Annotated in this window: 17 protein-coding genes; 16 read left to right on the top strand and 1 reads right to left on the bottom strand. The window is 69.6% G+C overall.

Features of this window, described 5'->3' with window-relative positions; translation table 11 throughout:
* Nucleotides 1-72: 72 nt before the first annotated feature.
* Nucleotides 73-1059, bottom strand: a complete 987-nt coding sequence (locus BM228_RS24135; protein WP_208612087.1) for a beta-ribofuranosylaminobenzene 5'-phosphate synthase family protein — start codon at nt 1057-1059, stop codon at nt 73-75.
* A 301-nt stretch (nt 1060-1360) separates the two neighbouring features.
* Between BM228_RS24135 and BM228_RS24130 the strand changes: the two genes are divergently transcribed.
* From BM228_RS24130 to folK, 16 genes are all read left to right on the top strand, one after another.
* Entirely contained in the window at nt 1361-2440 is a 1080-nt protein-coding gene (locus tag BM228_RS24130) for a molybdopterin-binding domain-containing protein (protein ID WP_092044587.1), read from the top strand.
* A complete protein-coding gene (locus BM228_RS24125; protein WP_092044585.1) occupies nt 2434-4065 on the top strand; it encodes a formylmethanofuran dehydrogenase subunit A in 1632 nt (543 codons plus the stop codon). The genes BM228_RS24130 and BM228_RS24125 overlap by 7 nt, the downstream gene beginning before the upstream one ends.
* Nucleotides 4066-4092: 27 nt before the next feature.
* On the top strand, nt 4093-5040 hold the full coding sequence (fhcD, locus tag BM228_RS24120; RefSeq protein ID WP_092044584.1) for a formylmethanofuran--tetrahydromethanopterin N-formyltransferase: 948 nt from the start codon (nt 4093-4095) through the stop codon (nt 5038-5040).
* A 3-nt stretch (nt 5041-5043) separates the two neighbouring features.
* The gene (locus BM228_RS24115; protein WP_092044582.1) at nt 5044-5838 is read left to right on the top strand and encodes a formylmethanofuran dehydrogenase subunit C; all 795 of its coding nucleotides are present in this window, start codon (nt 5044-5046) and stop codon (nt 5836-5838) included.
* A gap of 140 nt (nt 5839-5978) precedes the next feature.
* Nucleotides 5979-6185, top strand: a complete 207-nt coding sequence (locus BM228_RS24110; protein WP_092044656.1) for a hypothetical protein — start codon at nt 5979-5981, stop codon at nt 6183-6185.
* A gap of 46 nt (nt 6186-6231) precedes the next feature.
* Nucleotides 6232-7866 carry a sensor histidine kinase gene (locus BM228_RS24105; protein ID WP_092044581.1) on the top strand — a complete coding sequence of 545 codons (1635 nt, stop codon included), beginning with the start codon at nt 6232-6234 and terminating at the stop codon, nt 7864-7866.
* A complete protein-coding gene (locus BM228_RS24100; protein WP_092044579.1) occupies nt 7863-8567 on the top strand; it encodes a response regulator transcription factor in 705 nt (234 codons plus the stop codon). The genes BM228_RS24105 and BM228_RS24100 overlap by 4 nt, the downstream gene beginning before the upstream one ends.
* A gap of 221 nt (nt 8568-8788) precedes the next feature.
* A complete protein-coding gene (gene pqqA, locus BM228_RS24095) occupies nt 8789-8878 on the top strand; it encodes a pyrroloquinoline quinone precursor peptide PqqA (protein WP_007564431.1) in 90 nt (29 codons plus the stop codon).
* 34 nt (nt 8879-8912) lie between these two features.
* On the top strand, nt 8913-9812 hold the full coding sequence (gene pqqB / locus BM228_RS24090) for a pyrroloquinoline quinone biosynthesis protein PqqB (RefSeq protein ID WP_092044578.1): 900 nt from the start codon (nt 8913-8915) through the stop codon (nt 9810-9812).
* A gap of 181 nt (nt 9813-9993) precedes the next feature.
* Nucleotides 9994-11079 carry a pyrroloquinoline-quinone synthase PqqC gene (gene pqqC, locus BM228_RS24085; protein WP_092044576.1) on the top strand — a complete coding sequence of 362 codons (1086 nt, stop codon included), beginning with the start codon at nt 9994-9996 and terminating at the stop codon, nt 11077-11079.
* A complete protein-coding gene (gene pqqE / locus BM228_RS24080) occupies nt 11076-12221 on the top strand; it encodes a pyrroloquinoline quinone biosynthesis protein PqqE (protein ID WP_092044575.1) in 1146 nt (381 codons plus the stop codon). Before pqqC ends, pqqE begins: the two co-directional genes overlap by 4 nt.
* Nucleotides 12218-12928 carry a hypothetical protein gene (locus BM228_RS24075; protein ID WP_092044573.1) on the top strand — a complete coding sequence of 237 codons (711 nt, stop codon included), beginning with the start codon at nt 12218-12220 and terminating at the stop codon, nt 12926-12928. Before pqqE ends, BM228_RS24075 begins: the two co-directional genes overlap by 4 nt.
* On the top strand, nt 12909-13271 hold the full coding sequence (locus tag BM228_RS24070) for a hypothetical protein (RefSeq protein WP_092044572.1): 363 nt from the start codon (nt 12909-12911) through the stop codon (nt 13269-13271). Before BM228_RS24075 ends, BM228_RS24070 begins: the two co-directional genes overlap by 20 nt.
* 139 nt (nt 13272-13410) lie before the next feature.
* Nucleotides 13411-14247 carry a dihydropteroate synthase gene (gene folP, locus BM228_RS24065; RefSeq protein ID WP_092044570.1) on the top strand — a complete coding sequence of 279 codons (837 nt, stop codon included), beginning with the start codon at nt 13411-13413 and terminating at the stop codon, nt 14245-14247.
* A gap of 2 nt (nt 14248-14249) precedes the next feature.
* Nucleotides 14250-14627 (top strand): dihydroneopterin aldolase, encoded by a 378-nt coding sequence (folB, locus tag BM228_RS24060; protein WP_092044569.1) that lies wholly within the window; start codon nt 14250-14252, stop codon nt 14625-14627.
* Nucleotides 14624-15094, top strand: coding sequence for a 2-amino-4-hydroxy-6-hydroxymethyldihydropteridine diphosphokinase (gene folK, locus BM228_RS24055; RefSeq protein ID WP_092044567.1), 471 nt, complete (start codon nt 14624-14626; stop codon nt 15092-15094). The genes folB and folK overlap by 4 nt, the downstream gene beginning before the upstream one ends.
* Nucleotides 15095-15210 lie beyond the last annotated feature (116 nt).

The following is a 15210-nucleotide window of genomic DNA, read 5'->3' as shown; positions in this document are numbered from 1 at the left end:
GCGCGTCGATCCGCGCCTGCTGTCCGTCCAAAACGCCCTGCGGACGCCGCGGTCAAGCCCGGGGGCGCCGGTTCAGGCCACCGTGGTTATCGTGGCGCCGGTGTTGCGGCCCCGAGCGATCAGGAAGCGGAGCGGTCCGCCGCGGTCGAGACGAGCCACGAGGGCCTGCGCCTCCGCTTCGGAGGGCATCAGTACGAACCCGGTCGGCCCCCAGGACGACTGGCCGTAGCCCGGCACGCCCTGCGCGGCGGCATTTGCCAAAGCCTCCGCCACCGCGGCGCTGGCGTAGCGGCCGCCCTGGTGTGGGGCGAAGTGGTCGCCGATCAGGTCCTGGATTCGCGTGATGCCGGCACCGAAACCCTGCGGCTCGGCGAGCGCCGCCGCCGGCAGGACCTGCATCAGCACGATCCGGCAGATCTCGGCGGCCTGCGCCTCGGGGAAGCGCGGGAGATCGCGGAACGCCTCCACCTCTCGCGTGCCGTGGACGCCGGCCATGCTCTGGTCGAGGATGAGGACGATCCGCCAGGCTTCGGGATAGGCGAGCCGTGCCGTCACCGGCGGCGGCGCACCGTCGTCACCGCGACCGCCATCGACGATCAGGCCGCCCTCCGTGAAGGCGCACAGGCCGACGCCGGACCGGTTGCCCCGGTCGAGGCTGGCGGAGAAGGTTTTTGCGGAAAATTGAGCTCCATTGAGCTGCGCCACGGCTGCCGCCACCGCGAGGGCGAGCTGCGTGCCGGATCCGAATCCGGCATGAGCCGGGATCGTCCGCTCGACATGGATCGAGACTGCGTCCGGGCTGCCGAGATGGCCGGCGGCCGCTTCGGCGTAGCCGCGGACCCGCTCGGCTTCGTCGCCGATCACGGAAAAATCCGCGGCCCGGCGGGCGGTGAGCGCCAAGGACGGCGTGTCGATGGCGAGCCCGATGCTGCCGAAGCGACGGCCCAGGCCGCCATGCAGGTCCAGGAATCCGAAATGGAGCCGGGCCGGCGCCTCGACCTGGATGGCGCCCTGTGCCGTACCCGCCTCGTTCCGCCCGGGAACCTCGCCCACGCCCATGCCCCCGAAACCCGCCGGCGAACCGCCCGAACGGCGCGCTTGTCCCACGCGGGACGCGGCCGAAGCAACGGGATCGTACGGCCGATCGCTCGGCGTGTGCTCCGACCCCCCTTGCCGCGGCGGCCGGATGAATGCAAACCTAGGCCAGCGACGGCGTGCCGAGTTGCCGTCCGCCCGGATCTGCCGGGCGGTCGAGCCATTCCGATCCGGCGGGATCCCTTCCTTCGGGAGCGACCCGCTTCGTCCGGTCTTACGGCCGTCGCCCGCTCCGAAGCCAAACAAGAATATCGCGTGAGGGAGCATGGCAGCCTGGGTGAAGGGTGGCGCGACGGACGCGGGCACCGCCATCGAGGCGGCCGTATCCTTGCTCGCCAAGGCGCGCGCGCCGGTGATCGCCGGCCTCAGCGCCGACGTCGCCGCGATCCGCGCGGCCTACGATCTCGCGGGGCGCATCGGCGCCTCCATCGACACCGCCGGCGCGGTCGGCACCTATGCCGAGCTCGGCGCGCTGAGCCGGGTGGGCGCCATGACCTCGACGCCGGCCGAAGCGGTGGGCCGAGCCGATGCGGTGCTCGTCGTCGGCGCCGCGCCGTGGCGCACGCCATTGCTGAAGCGCCTGTCGGAGACCAAGCCGACCCGCGGGCGTGCTGCCGGATCGGACCGCGCGCTCCTGGCGCTCGGCGCCGGCTCGGACGGTTCAAAGGCTGCGCTCGCCACCCCGGCCGAAGGTGGCCTGGCCGAGGCGGTCGCGGAGCTGCGCGCCTACGGAAAAGTCCATCTCGCCGGTGACACGCCGCAGGCCAAGCTCGTGGCGCAGCTCACCGCCGCGCAATACGGCGTCCTGCTGTACGATCCGGCCGAGCTCGGTGAGCTCGGCGTTGAGATGCTTCAGACCTTCGCCATGGAGCTGAATGAAACCACGCGCTGCTTCACCCTGGCGGTGTCGGGTGCGGACCAGGACCGCGCCGTGGTGCCGGTGGCCGCCTGGATGACCGGGCAGGCGCCGCGCAGCGGGTTCGGCCGCCGCGTCCCGAAACACGATCCCTGGCGTTTCGATGTCGCCCGGCAGGTCGCCGCCGGCGAGGTCGATGCCGTGATCTGGCTGGCCGCTCTGCCGGTGCCGCGTCCCGATTGGCTGGCCGCCGTGCCGTCTGTCGGTTTGGTCGCCGAGGCCGAGGCCTCTTTCGCCGACGTGGTGATCGCGGTCGGCCGCCCGGGCCGGGACCTGGGCGGCGTCTTGTGGAACGAGCAGCGCGCCGCGCTGACCTACTGGCCGGCCACGGCGCCGACGGATCTGCCGTCCGCCGCGTCGGTGCTGGGCGCCCTGAAGGACCGCCTGGCCGAAGGTCGCGCCGCGTCGAGGAGTGAGCCCGCATGCTGAGCGTGATCCGGGGCGGGCGCGTCGTCGATCCGACCGCGTCCCGCGATGCCGTCGGCGATGTCTGGATCGAGGACGGCCGTGTGGTCGATCCGGCGGGCCGGCAGCCCGATCGGGTGATCGACGCGGCGGGTTGCGTCGTGATGGCCGGCGGCGTCGAGGTGCATTCGCACATCGCCGGCGGCAACGTGATCACGTCGCGCCTGCTCCTGCCAGACCTCTATGTCAGCGAGGCGTCGCCCGAGGGCCATCCCTTCGCCCATGCCGGCGGGGCTGCGGGCTGGATCGGGTCGACCTACGCGCGGATGGGCTACACCACCGCGGTCGAGCCGGCGATGCCGCCGACCCACGCGCTGGCGACCCAGCTGGAACTCGCCGACATTCCGCTGCTCGACCGCGGTGCCCTCACCGTGATGGGTAATGACGACCAGCTGCTGCAGCTGTTGCGCGAGCGCCAGGGCGGCAACGCCGTGCGCGATCTCGTGGCGCTCTCGGTGGCGACCTCGCGCGGCCTCGGCGTGAAGTGCATCAATGCCGGAGGTGCCTCGGCCTTCAAGGACGGCGCCCTGCGCCTGTCCCTGGACGACGAGATCCCGGTCTACGGTCTCTCGACCCGGCAGATCATGGGCTCGCTCCTCGACGCGGTCGAGGAGATCGGCGTCCCGCATCCGCTGCACGTCCACTGCAACAATCTCGGCCTGCCCGGAGCGGACGATTCGTTCGTCGAGACCCTGAACGCGGCGGAAGGGCGGCGCATCCACTTCGCCCATGCGCAATTCTACGCCTACGGCGCCACCGAGGGCGGCGGCTTCCGCTCCGCCGCCGAGCGGATTGCCGGGGCGATCGCCGACAATCCGAACGCGACCCTCGATATCGGGCAGGTGGTCTTCGGCCAGACCGTGACCGTGTCGCTCGACATCCTGCGGCAGTTCGCCGGCCGTAAGGGCGCCAACCCGAAGAAGTGGGTGCTGAATGCCGGCGATGCCGAGGGCGGCGGCGTCGTGCCGTTCCTGTACCGGCCGCGCGGTCCGACCAGCTCGCTGCAATGGGCGATCGGCCTCGAGATCATGTTGCTCTCCACCGATCCGGAGCGCACGATCCTGACCACCGACCATCCCAACGGCGGCCCGTTCACCCAGTATCCGCGGATCATCCATCTGCTGATGGACAAGTCCGAACGCGACCGCGAGATCGCGACCCTGCCGGGCATCGTCGGCGAGCGGTCCGGCCTGCCGGGCCTGGAGCGGGAATACACCCTCTCGGAGATCGCCCAGCTGACCCGATCCGGTCCGGCCAAGCTTCTGGGCCTCGCCGACCGCGGCCACCTGCGGCCGGGCGCCTGCGCCGACGTCGCGGTCTATCGCGACGATACCAACCGCACGGCGATGTTCACCGCCGCCAAGCTCGTCCTCAAGGACGGCGTGCCGATCGTCGAGGATGGCGAGGTGGTCGCGTGGCGCGCGGGCCGGACGCTGTCGCTCTCGGTCGAGTCCGATCCGGCCATGGCCAAGCGCGCCGATGCCTACCTGTCGGACCGGTTCGGCGCGGGGCTCGACAGCTTCACGGTGCCGGATGCGGCGTTCGACGCGGATGCGGACACCTTCGAGGCGGTGCCATGCCGGGCGTGATCAGCGGGGCGAGTGGCGGAAACAACAATGTCTGAGCTCAGCCTCAACGGCATCCCGATCGTCGACACCTTCGCGGAGGCGTTCGACGTGGCCGGGACCGCCATCGTCGTCACCAACGACACCGCCAAATGGGCCATGATCGCGGCCACCACCATGACGGGCTTCGCCACGTCGGTGATCGGCTGCGGCGCCGAGGCCGGCATCGATGCCGTGCTGTTGCCAGAGGAGACTCCGGATGGGCGGCCGGGTGTGCGCATCCTGCTGTTCGGCTTCGAGCCGAACGGCCTCAAGGAGCAGCTGATCAAGCGTGTCGGTCAGTGCATCCTGACCTGCCCGGGCACCGCCTGCTTCGCAGGGGTCGATGGACCGAACAAGATCAAACTCGGCGGCGCGATCCGGTATTTCGGTGACGGCTTTGCCATCGCCAAGCGCCTGCCCGACGCCACCGGCAAGGACCGGCGCTACTGGCGCATCCCGGTCATGGACGGCGAGTTCCTCTGCGAGGATTCGGTCCGGGCCGTGGACGGCGCGGTCGGCGGCGGCAATTTGCTGTTCCTCGGGCGGACCCATGCGGAAACGCTGATCGTCGCCGAGGCGGCCGTGGAAGCCGCCAAGGCGGTGCCCGGCGCGATCCTGCCGTTCCCAGGCGGCATCGTCCGCTCCGGCTCGAAGGTCGGCGGCCGGACCAAGGGCATGATGGCCTCCACCAACGACGCCTATTGCCCGACCCTGAAGGGCCGGGCCGGCTCGGCGCTGCCCGCCGAATGCGGCGTCGTGTTGGAGATCGTGATCGATGCCCTGACCTCGCAGGGCGTGTCCGACTCGATGCGGGCCGGCCTCCATGCCGCCACCGAGATCGGCGCCAAGCACGGGCTCATCGCCGTCACGGCGGGCAATTACGGCGGCAATCTCGGCCGCCATCATTATCACCTGCGCGACCTGCTCGCGCGGGACGTTTCCAAGACGGAGGGCTGAGCCTTGAGCACCCTCACCCTGCGCGCGGCCCCGCCCGAGCGGCTCGACTTCCTCAACATCAACCCGCTGGCCCTCAGCCGCCTGTCGCAGGTCGAGGCCGAGCGCCTGGAGGTCGGGACGACCCGCACCGGCGTGCGTCTCGGCGACTGCTTCTCGGTCGCGCTGGACGGCTCCGACACCCTGACCATCGAGGGCGGCCATGAGCGTCTCGACCGGGTCGGCGCGTCCCTGTCCGAGGGCGCCATCCGGGTCACCGGCGATGTCGGCCAGCGCCTTGGCGAAGGCATGGCCGGTGGTAGCCTGACCGTGACCGGCCATGCCGGACCCTATGCCGGCGCCGGAGCCACCGGCGGCACCATCACCATCGACGGCGATGCCGGCGACTATGCCGGCGGCGCCGTCTACGCGGCCAAGGCCGGTCTCGACGGCGCGACCCTGATCATCCGCGGGACGGCCGGCGCCCATCTCGGCGACCGGATGCGGCGCGGCATCATCCTGGCCGGGCGGGCGGGGGCCTATGCCGGCTCCCGCATGATCGCCGGGACTCTGGCGGCGCTCGCGGTGGGCGACCATCCGGGCTACGGCATGCGCCGGGGCACCCTGCTGGTCGGTTCGCACGGGCGGTTGTCGCCAACCTTCGTGGAGACTGGGACGCACGACCTCGTGTTCCTGCGTCTTTTGGGCAAGACTCTCTCGGGTCTGAGCGCCGAGCATGCCGCGTTGCTCGGCCGGCCGCTGCGCCGCTATTCCGGCGACCTCGCGACCATCGCCAAGGGTGAGATCTGGGTCGCGTCCTGACGCCGCCCTGGGCAGAGCGGCCGTTCGCGGCATATGCTCTGTCCAAGCCGGCCCGCACGAGGCCGGTACTCAAAGTGGCATCATCGCTTTCCGAAAGGCGGCAACGACCTTTCGGGATGATGCTCCAGGGAGACGCGCCCATGCTCCTGCTGCTGTCGATCTGCCTCATCGCCCAGCCCTCGACCTGCCGCGAGGACCAGATCGAGATGTCCTACGAGGGCTCGAACCCGTTCATCTGCCTGCGCCATTCCCAGAGCGCGCTGGCGACCTGGCAGGCCGCCCATCCGGACTGGCATGTCGAGCGCTGGCGCTGCGCCGCGCGCGGCAGCCTGCCGAAGAACCTGTGACGACGCTCCGCGACCGCGGAGGGCGGCTCCCGGCGAGTCAGAGTCGATGCGCTCGCTGAAACTCCGCTTCGCGCTGCTGCTCGGTGGCACCGCCATCGTGGTGATGCTGGCCGCCATCGCCGCCCTGGCGTCGATCGCCGCCGCCGAGCGCACCGTCGACCGCACTTTGGAAGCGCAGCGGCGCCTGGAACTGCTCGCCGAGCTGTCCGGCCGCCTCACCCAGTTCGGCCTGGCGGCGGTCGAGACGGTGGGCAATCCCGACGGCCAGCCCGAGGCCATGGCGATCGCCCGCGACAATGCCGACACAGCGCTGACCACGGTCGATGCGGCCCTGGCCCAGAGCTTCCCGCCGAGCGATGATCCCGCCGACCGCATGCAATACGCCGCCCGGACGCGCCCGATGGCGCAGCTGCGCGCAGCCCGGGTCGTGCTCGACCGGCAGGTGGCGCTGATCAGCCGCCAGACCGAGCCGGAGAAGCGCCAGGATGCGATCAAGGGCGCGCTCAACGGCTTTGGGGCGATGACCGGCCAGCCGCTCTCGTTCTTGATCGAAGCCGAACGGCGCAGCATGGCGCTGGGCTCCGAGGAGGCCCGGGCCCTATCGGCGCGCCTGCGGGTAGCCGCGGCGGCCGCGGTCGCGGCCGCCCTCGTCCTGCTCGCCGTGCTGTATCGAGGTGTGACTCGTCCGACCCTGGCCCGGATCGAGGAGGTCCGGCGCGCGGCGAGCGCCATCGGCCATGGCGCCCTCGACACGCGGCTCTCGGTGGCGACCCGGGACGAGCTCGGCCTGCTGATGACCAACGTCAACCGCATGGCCGCGCGGCTGGCCCGCCGGGAGTCGCGGGTCGCAGCAGACCGGGCGGCGCTGGAGGATACGGTGGCGACCCGCACCGCCGATCTGCGCGCCGCCAACGAGCGGCTCGAAGCCGTCGACCGTTCGCGCCGGCGCTTCTTCGCGGATGTCAGCCACGAACTGCGCACGCCGCTCACCGTGATCCTGGGCGAATGCGACTTGGCGCTGCGCGGCGCGTCCCGGGGCGCCGATCCGGGGCCGGTCTTCGCCACCATCCGCAAGCGGGCGCAGCGGCTGAAGCTGCGCGTCGAGGATCTGCTGCGCGTCGCTCGCTCCGAATCCGGCGAGATCGAGTTCGACAAGCGCCCCCTCGGGCTCGCCGCGGTTCTGGCCGAGGCCGTCGACAACATGGCCTCCGAGGCTGCGCGCCGCCGGGTCGCCCTGAGCCTCGAACCCGGCACCCAGGACGTGGAATGCCTGGCCGACCGGGAATGGATCCGCCAGACCGTCGAGAGCTTGGTGGACAACGCCCTGCGTCACGCCAAGGGGCTGAGCCGCGTCGAGGTCGCGCTGTCGGCTGAGCCGGACGCTGTCGCCCGGATCACCGTAACCGATGACGGGCCGGGCTTCGGCGCCTCGGAGGCCGAGCTGTTCGAGCGCTTCCGGCGCGGCGCAGGGCCGAGCCCGGACGAGACCGGCTTCGGTATCGGTCTCGCGCTTGCACGCTGGATCGTCGAGCAGCACGGCGGCACGATCCGCCTCGGCGCCGGCCCGGATGGGCGCGGGGCCCGGGTCAGCCTGGACATTCCGGCGCTCGATCCGGCATGGGAAACGGGCACGGCCGGGGATACGGTTGGCGGCGCGCAGGTGAGGGAGTCGGCCGCATGACGCGGATCCTGATCGTCGAGGACGATATCGACATCCGGGGCCTGTTGGCCCGCGGCCTGGAAGCCGAGGGGTTCGAGGTCGGCACCGCGGCCTGCGTGGACGAGGCGCTGAAGGCCGCCCATGACCCGGCGCCCGGCGCGGTCCTCCTCGACATCAACCTGCCCGACGGGTCTGGCCACGATGTCTGTCGCTCGCTGCGCGAGGGTGGCTTCCCGGGGGCGATCCTGTTCCTGTCCGCCCGCGACGAGATCCGCGACCGGGCGGAGGGGTTGGCCCTCGGCGCCGACGACTACATCGTCAAGCCGTTCGTGTTCGACGAGCTTGTGGCGCGCCTGCGCACGCATCTGATGCGCCGGGAGCAGGCCGAGGCGCCGCGCTCGCGGCTCAGCGCCGGCCGGCTGCTGCTCGATCTCGACACTCGCCAAGCGAGCTGCGGCGAGGCCAGCGCCAGGCTCACCCCGCGCGAGGCCGACCTCCTCGCCATGCTGATGGAGAGCATCGGCAAGCCGGTCTCCCGCGCCGACATCTTCGACCGGCTCTGGGCCAGCCAGGGCGGCCTCTCTCTCAATGTGGTGGACGTCTACATCGGGTATCTGCGCTCGAAGATGGCCGACTTCGTCCGCTACGGCGGCCCTGGATTGGTCACCGTCCGCGGGAAGGGTTTCATGCTCGAGCTGCGCGGTCCGGACTTCCGCCAATAAACGATTGTACTTAAGTCGAATCCGGTAACGTTTCTGGCGCGGATCTGGGCTTTTAGGTGGAGTCTCACGAAAAATTTGGGAGGATCCGGCAAGTTAGTGCTTGAAGACCGGAGCTGAATCGCCGATATCGAGGGCGCGCCGGAAACCAGAGCGCCATCAGTGTCTTAGAGGTTTCTTAGGAACCCGTGACGCTCGGTGAGGAACCGCCAAGGAGAAATACCATGAAGTGGGCTGCCCCCGTTGTGTCCGAGATCTGTGTCGGCATGGAAGTGACGAGCTACGAGTCGGCCGAGATCGACACCTTCAACTAAGTTTCCAGGGGCCGGGGATCGCGGGAACCGCACCATGCGCGTCGTGATCCTCGGCTCCGCGGCCGGCGGCGGCCTTCCCCAGTGGAATTGCCGCTGCCCCATCTGCACCCTGGCGCGGTCCGAGCCCGACCGGGTGCGCCCCCGGACTCAGTCGAGCATCGCGGTCTCGGCGGATGGGTCCGACTGGCTGCTGATCAACGCCTCGCCGGATATCCGCCAGCAACTCTTCGACAATCCGCAGATGCATCCCCGAGAGGGCCTGCGCCACTCGCCGATCCGGTCCGTGCTCCTGACCAATGGAGACGTCGACCACGTGGCGGGCCTGCTGACCCTGCGCGAGGGCCAGCCTTACACGCTCTCCGCCACCCGCGGCATTCTCGACTCCGTCAACGCCAACCGCGTGTTCGACGTGATGGCCGAGGGAGTAGTCGCCCGGCAGGCGGTCGCCATGGAGCAGCTGTTCGAGCCCCTCCCCGGCCTCTCCGTCACGCTGTTTCCGGTGCCCGGCAAGGTGCCGCTCTGGCTCGAAGACGAGACGATGGAGATCGGCGCCGAGACCGAGACCACCGTGGGCGCCCTGATCGAATCGAACGGCCGGCGCCTTGCCTACATTCCTGGCTGTGCCCGGGTGACGGACGGTCTCCGGGACCGGATTTCGGGCGTGGACGCGCTGCTGTTCGACGGCACGGTCCTGCACGATGACGACATGATTCGCGCCGGCGTCGGCACCAAGACGGGCTGGCGCATGGGCCATGTCCCGATGCGCGGTGAGAACGGTTCGATCGACGCACTGGCCGGGACCGCCATCGGGCGCCGGGTCTTCGTCCATATCAACAACACCAACCCGGTCCTGGTCGAGGGCTCGCCGGAACGGGCTGATGTCGAGGCGGCCGGCTGGATTGTGGCGCATGACGGGCTGAGCCTCGCCCTCTGAGACATGTTCGACCGGCCGTTGGGTGCAGACCGCGCCGGCCCTATATTGATCCTGAACCCGGGCATTCGCTCCGCCGGGGCCGCGCCCTGAAAGATCCTCTCTGGCTTTCTGGACGCGCCTCTCAATGAGGGCGGGATCGGAGTACAGGAAACGCGACCCGAGAACGGATTCCGGAAACGCCATGAACGCAGTCTTCCCAACGCCCGATGCCGCCGACAGTCAGCGCCTTTTGAGCCCCGACGAGCTTGAGGCGGCCCTCCGCGACATCGGGGCGCGCCGGTACCATATCCTGCATCCGTTCCACCGGCTCCTGCACGACGGCAAGCTCTCGAAGGATCAGGTTCGGGCCTGGGCGCTCAACCGTTACTATTACCAGGCGATGATCCCGGTGAAGGACGCCGCCGTCCTCGCCCGGATGACGGATGCGTCCCTGCGGCGGGTTTGGCGGCAGCGCATCGTCGACCATGACGGCGACCATCCGGGCGACGGTGGCATCGAGCGCTGGCTGAAGCTCGCCGAGGGCGTCGGCTTCGAGCGCGACTACGTGCTCTCCACCCGCGGCATCCTCTCGGCGACGAAGTTCTCGGTGGAAGCCTATGTCCATTTCGTCGCCGAGAAGAGCCTGCTGGAGGCGATCGCCTCGTCGCTGACCGAGATGTTCTCGCCGACCATCATCTCCGAGCGCGTCGCCGGGATGCTGAAGAACTACGACTTCATCACGAAGGACACACTCGCCTATTTCGACAAGCGCCTCACCCAGGCACCCCGCGACGCCGACTTCGCCCTCGACTACGTGAAGACGCACGCGACGACCCCGGAGCTGCAGCGCCAGGCCATGGCGGCGCTGACCTTCAAGTGCAACGTGCTCTGGACCCAGCTCGACGCCCTGTACTTCGCCTATGTTGCTCCCGGGATGATCCCGCCGGATGCCTGGACGCCCGGAACCGGCCTCGTCGCCGAGGCACCGGCCGCTCAGGCGAGTGGCGGCGTCCGCAAGATGGTGGCCGACGACCGGCCGCGCCTGCCGCGCGGCGTGCGGCTGCGGCACGACGAGACCCGCGGCAAACACGTCCTGCTCGCCCCTGAGCGGACCTTCGACCTCGACGACAACGCCGTGGCGGTACTCAAGCTGGTGGACGGCAACCGCAGCGTCGCGGCGATCGCGGATGAGCTGGGCCGGACCTATGTGGCCGATCCGCGGGCCATCGAGGCCGACATCCTCGTGATGCTGGACGGCTTGGCGGAGAAACGGGTTCTGGAGCGATGAACGCACTGACGCCGAACCGGCCGGACGTGCCGGCACCGGTGGGTCTGCTCGCTGAGTTGACCCATCGCTGCCCCCTGCGCTGTCCCTACTGCTCCAACCCGCTGGAGCTCGACCGCCGGTCCGGCGAGCTGGACACGGCGACGTGGCAGCGCGTCCTCACGGAGGCGTCCGGTCTCGGCGTGCTCCACGTCCACCTGTCGGGGGGCGAGCCGACGGCGCGCAACGACATCGTCGAGATCACCAAGACCTGCGCGGATCTCGGTCTCTACTCGAACCTGATCACCTCCGGTGTGGGCGGCGCGCTGGGCAAGCTCCAGGCCCTGTACGACGTCGGGCTCGACCATGTGCAGCTTTCGGTGCAGGGCGTCGATGCCCAGAACGCGGAAAAAATCGGCGGCCTGAAGAACGCCCAGCCCCAGAAATTCGAGTTCGCCGCCAAGGTGGTCGAGCTCGGTCTGCCGTTGACGCTGAATTCGGTGATCCACCGCGGCAACATCCACGAGGTCGAGGGCTTCATCGACCTCGCCGTGAAGATGGGCGCCAAGCGGCTCGAAGTGGCGCACACGCAGTATTACGGCTGGGCCTACGTCAACCGCGCCGCCCTGATGCCGGACAAGGCGCAGGTCGATGCCTCGATCCGGATCGTGGAGGCCGCCCGGGAGCGGCTGAAAGGTCAGCTCGTCATCGACCTCGTGGTGCCGGATTATTACGCGAAATACCCCAAGGCCTGCGCAGGCGGTTGGGGCCGCAAGCTGATGAACGTCACGCCCCAGGGCAAGGTCCTGCCCTGCCACGCGGCCGAGACGATCCCCGGCCTCGAATTTTGGCACGTGACCGAACATTCGCTCGGCGAGATCTGGCGGGATTCGCCGGCCTTCACGGCCTATCGCGGGACCGACTGGATGCAGGAGCCCTGCCGCTCCTGCGACCGGCGTGAGAAGGATTGGGGCGGCTGCCGCTGCCAGGCTCTGGCGCTGGCCGGCGATGCCGCGGCCACCGACCCGGCCTGCTCGCTCTCGCCGCTCCATGCCAAGGTGCGGGCGCTTGCGGTCGAAGAGGCGGCCGAGACCCCGCCGGATTACGTGTATCGGACGATCGGCAGCAACGTCCGGTCGCCGTTCAAGGAGGACGTCAACTCGTGAAGCTTCTCGCCACGACAGCCGTCGCGCTGGTGCTGGCCGCGATGCCGGCCCTTGCCGAGGATGCGCCCAAGCCCGGCGCGGTCACGCAGGTCAATGCCGCGGCTCCGCCCTCGGCAGCCGATCTCCTGTTCGACCAGCCGCACATGAAGAATGCGGCCCCCGGCTCGACGATCACCTACGATTACCTGCGCCGTTCGGGTATCTCCAAGGGGCCGTTCGGGGCACCCCTGTCGGATACGGTCACGCTCAAGCTGGAGCCGGGCAAGAGTCCGGAGGCCCGCGACATCAGCGTGGTGATGTTCTCCGGCCTTAACCGGATGCCGGCCGGCCCGTTCGAGGACATGAGCGGCAACCCAGTGGTCTCGCTGTTCCTGGAGAACCATCTCCGGGGGCTCGCGAAGGTGCTTGAGGCAAACCCGCGCTACCTGAAGCTCGCGATCCGCAAGGGGCTACGCGAGGGCGCGACCGTGACGCCGACGAAGGTCGCCCTGGGCGGCCGCGAGGTCGATGGCTGGAAGGTCGAGATCCAGCCCTTCGCCAAGGATGCCATGGAACAGCGCATGCGCGGCATGGACAACATGACCTACACCTTCATCACCGCGCCCGAGGTTCCCGGCCAGATCGTCTCCATCGAGGCGTCGTCGAAGAACCAGGAGGGCGGCGAGTTGCTCGAGGAGAAACTGAGTTATGATCAGAAGGCTGGCTGAACGCGGCGCGCTCGCCGCCCTCGCCCTCGCCGTGTCGGGCATGGCGGGCTGGGCGGCCGAGGAGAACGATTACCCCACCGACGCGCGGGTCGATTACGTGTTCGGCTGCATGGCGGCAAACGGCCAGACCCGCGAGAGCATGGAGCGCTGCACCTGCTCGGTCGATCAGCTTGCCGCGATCCTGCCCTACGACAAGTACGTACAGGCCAGCACGGTCCTGTCCATGCGCCAGGGCATCGGCAACCGAGCGAACGAGTTCAAGTCGACCAAGATCTTCGACGACAAGGTCGCCGATCTGCGCCGCGCCCAGGCCGAGGCCGAGATCCGCTGCTATCGCGGCTGATGACTTGAAGCATGCTGCGGAAACGTCGAATCCGATTTTCCGAAATCAGCATGCATCCGTGATGATGGCCGGCGTTGCGCTGGCCAGTCGTTTCGATCACACCGGGTCCCGAACCGCATGTGCGAACGGGACCCGATTCGTGCCCCCCTCCCCCAGCCTGTCCGACCTGCTGCCCGGCCTCGGGGCCCGCACGCTGGTGATGGGCATCCTGAACGTCACCCCGGATTCCTTCTCAGACGGCGGTCTGTTCGCCGGCGAGGCCGAGGCCGTGTCACAGGCCGAGCGGCTGGTGGCCGAGGGCGCTGCGATCCTCGATATCGGCGGTGAATCGACCCGCCCCGGCCACGTTCCGGTGCCGGCCGAGGAGGAGCAGGCCCGCGTCCTGCCGGTGATCCGGGCGGTGGCGCCACGCCTCTCCGTGCCGATCTCGATCGACACCTACAAGGCTTCCACGGCCCGCGTAGCGCTCGAAGCCGGCGCTCACATCGTCAACGACGTCTGGGGCTTGCAGCGCGAGCCCGACATCGCCGCCGTGGCTGCCGCGCATGGCGCTCCGGTGGTGATCATGCACAACCGCGAGACGATCGACCCCGAGATCGACATCGTCGCCGACATGCGGGCCTTCTTCGAGCGCTCCCTCGACATCGCCCGCCGCGCCGGCATTCCGGAGGGCGACATCGTGCTCGATCCGGGGGCGGGCTTCGGCAAGACGTGGTCGCAGCATCTGGAGGCGCTGCGGCGCCTGCCTGAGATTCGGGCGCTCGGCTTTCCGATTCTGGTCGGCGTCTCGCGCAAGTCGCTGCTCGGGCGCCTGCACGACCGCGACACCAAGCCGGCCGACCGGCTCTTCGGGTCGCTCGCCGCGCACACCCTGGCGGCGACGCTCGGGGCCGACATCGTGCGCGTCCACGATGTGGCTGCCCATATCGATGCGATGCGGGTGGTCGATGCGGTGATGCGGCCGGAGGCCCGATGAGCATGCCGGCGGATAGCATCGGCGTCGCGCGCATCGCCGTCTTCGGGCGCCACGGCGTGTTGCCTGAGGAGGCCGTGCTCGGCCAGCGCTTCTACATCTCGCTCGACGCGCGGCTCGATCTCGCGCCGGCCGGCCGCTCCGACGATGTCGCGCATACGGTGAGCTACGCCGACCTGACCCAGATCGCCGTGGAGATTGCCACCGAGCGGCGCTTCAACCTGATCGAGGCTCTGGCCGAGGCCATCGCGAGCACGATCCTCGAACGCTTTGCGCCCGTGGAGGCGATCACGGTGCGGATCGACAAGCCGAGCGCGCCGGTTCCGGCGATCCTCGACGGGGTCAGCGTCGCGATCACCCGGCATCGCGGAGACCGCGCGTGAGGGCCTATCTCGGCATCGGCAGCAATATCGGCGACATGGCGCAGATGCTGGACCGCGCGGTCGCAGGGCTCGCCGCGACGCCCGGGATCCATGTGGTCGCGCGGTCGAGCGACTATCGGACACCGCCCTGGGGCAAGACGGATCAGCCCTGGTTCCTCAACGGCGCGGTCGCGGTGGACACGGATCTCGATCCGCACGGGCTGCTCGATGCGTGCCTGTCGGTCGAGCGCGATCTTGGCCGGCTGCGCGCGGAGCGCTGGGGGCCGCGGGTCATCGACATCGACGTGCTGGCTTATGAAGGCGCGGCCGTGGACGACGACCGCCTCGTGCTCCCGCACCGTCACGTCCGCGAGCGGGCCTTCGTGCTGGTGCCCCTGGCGGAGATCGCCCCGGACCTCGTCATCGCCGGCGAGCGCGTCGTGGACGCCCTGGCCAAGCTCGATCAAAGCGGCATCACGCGCGTCTGAGTTCGGGATTCAAAAGGTCCGAGCCCCAGCCCTTTTAAGGTGTTTGTTGTGTGCCCAAGTCGTTGGGATGAGAGGATCATCAGACGGATTGGGGTGTGTCTGGTCGGCCGTTCTGG

The organism is Methylobacterium pseudosasicola (assembly GCF_900114535.1).
Lineage (GTDB): Bacteria > Pseudomonadota > Alphaproteobacteria > Rhizobiales > Beijerinckiaceae > Methylobacterium > Methylobacterium pseudosasicola.
This window is presented reverse-complemented; position numbering and strand designations above follow the sequence as displayed.

Bases quoted from the DNA above. Each gene is read 5' to 3' on its own strand.
- BM228_RS24105 (WP_092044581.1), top strand. From the start codon at position 6,232: ATGCGCTCGCTGAAACTCCGCTTCGCGCTGCTGCTCGGTGGCACCGCC.
- BM228_RS24070 (WP_092044572.1), top strand. From the start codon at position 12,909: ATGATCAGAAGGCTGGCTGAACGCGGCGCGCTCGCCGCCCTCGCCCTC.
- folB (WP_092044569.1), top strand. From the start codon at position 14,250: ATGCCGGCGGATAGCATCGGCGTCGCGCGCATCGCCGTCTTCGGGCGC.
- pqqA (WP_007564431.1), top strand. From the start codon at position 8,789: ATGAAGTGGGCTGCCCCCGTTGTGTCCGAGATCTGTGTCGGCATGGAA.
- BM228_RS24135 (WP_208612087.1), bottom strand. From the start codon at position 1,059: ATGGGCGTGGGCGAGGTTCCCGGGCGGAACGAGGCGGGTACGGCACAG.
- BM228_RS24110 (WP_092044656.1), top strand. From the start codon at position 5,979: ATGCTCCTGCTGCTGTCGATCTGCCTCATCGCCCAGCCCTCGACCTGC.
- BM228_RS24100 (WP_092044579.1), top strand. From the start codon at position 7,863: ATGACGCGGATCCTGATCGTCGAGGACGATATCGACATCCGGGGCCTG.
- pqqE (WP_092044575.1), top strand. From the start codon at position 11,076: ATGAACGCACTGACGCCGAACCGGCCGGACGTGCCGGCACCGGTGGGT.
- pqqC (WP_092044576.1), top strand. From the start codon at position 9,994: ATGAACGCAGTCTTCCCAACGCCCGATGCCGCCGACAGTCAGCGCCTT.
- BM228_RS24125 (WP_092044585.1), top strand. From the start codon at position 2,434: ATGCTGAGCGTGATCCGGGGCGGGCGCGTCGTCGATCCGACCGCGTCC.
- pqqB (WP_092044578.1), top strand. From the start codon at position 8,913: ATGCGCGTCGTGATCCTCGGCTCCGCGGCCGGCGGCGGCCTTCCCCAG.
- BM228_RS24130 (WP_092044587.1), top strand. From the start codon at position 1,361: ATGGCAGCCTGGGTGAAGGGTGGCGCGACGGACGCGGGCACCGCCATC.
- fhcD (WP_092044584.1), top strand. From the start codon at position 4,093: ATGTCTGAGCTCAGCCTCAACGGCATCCCGATCGTCGACACCTTCGCG.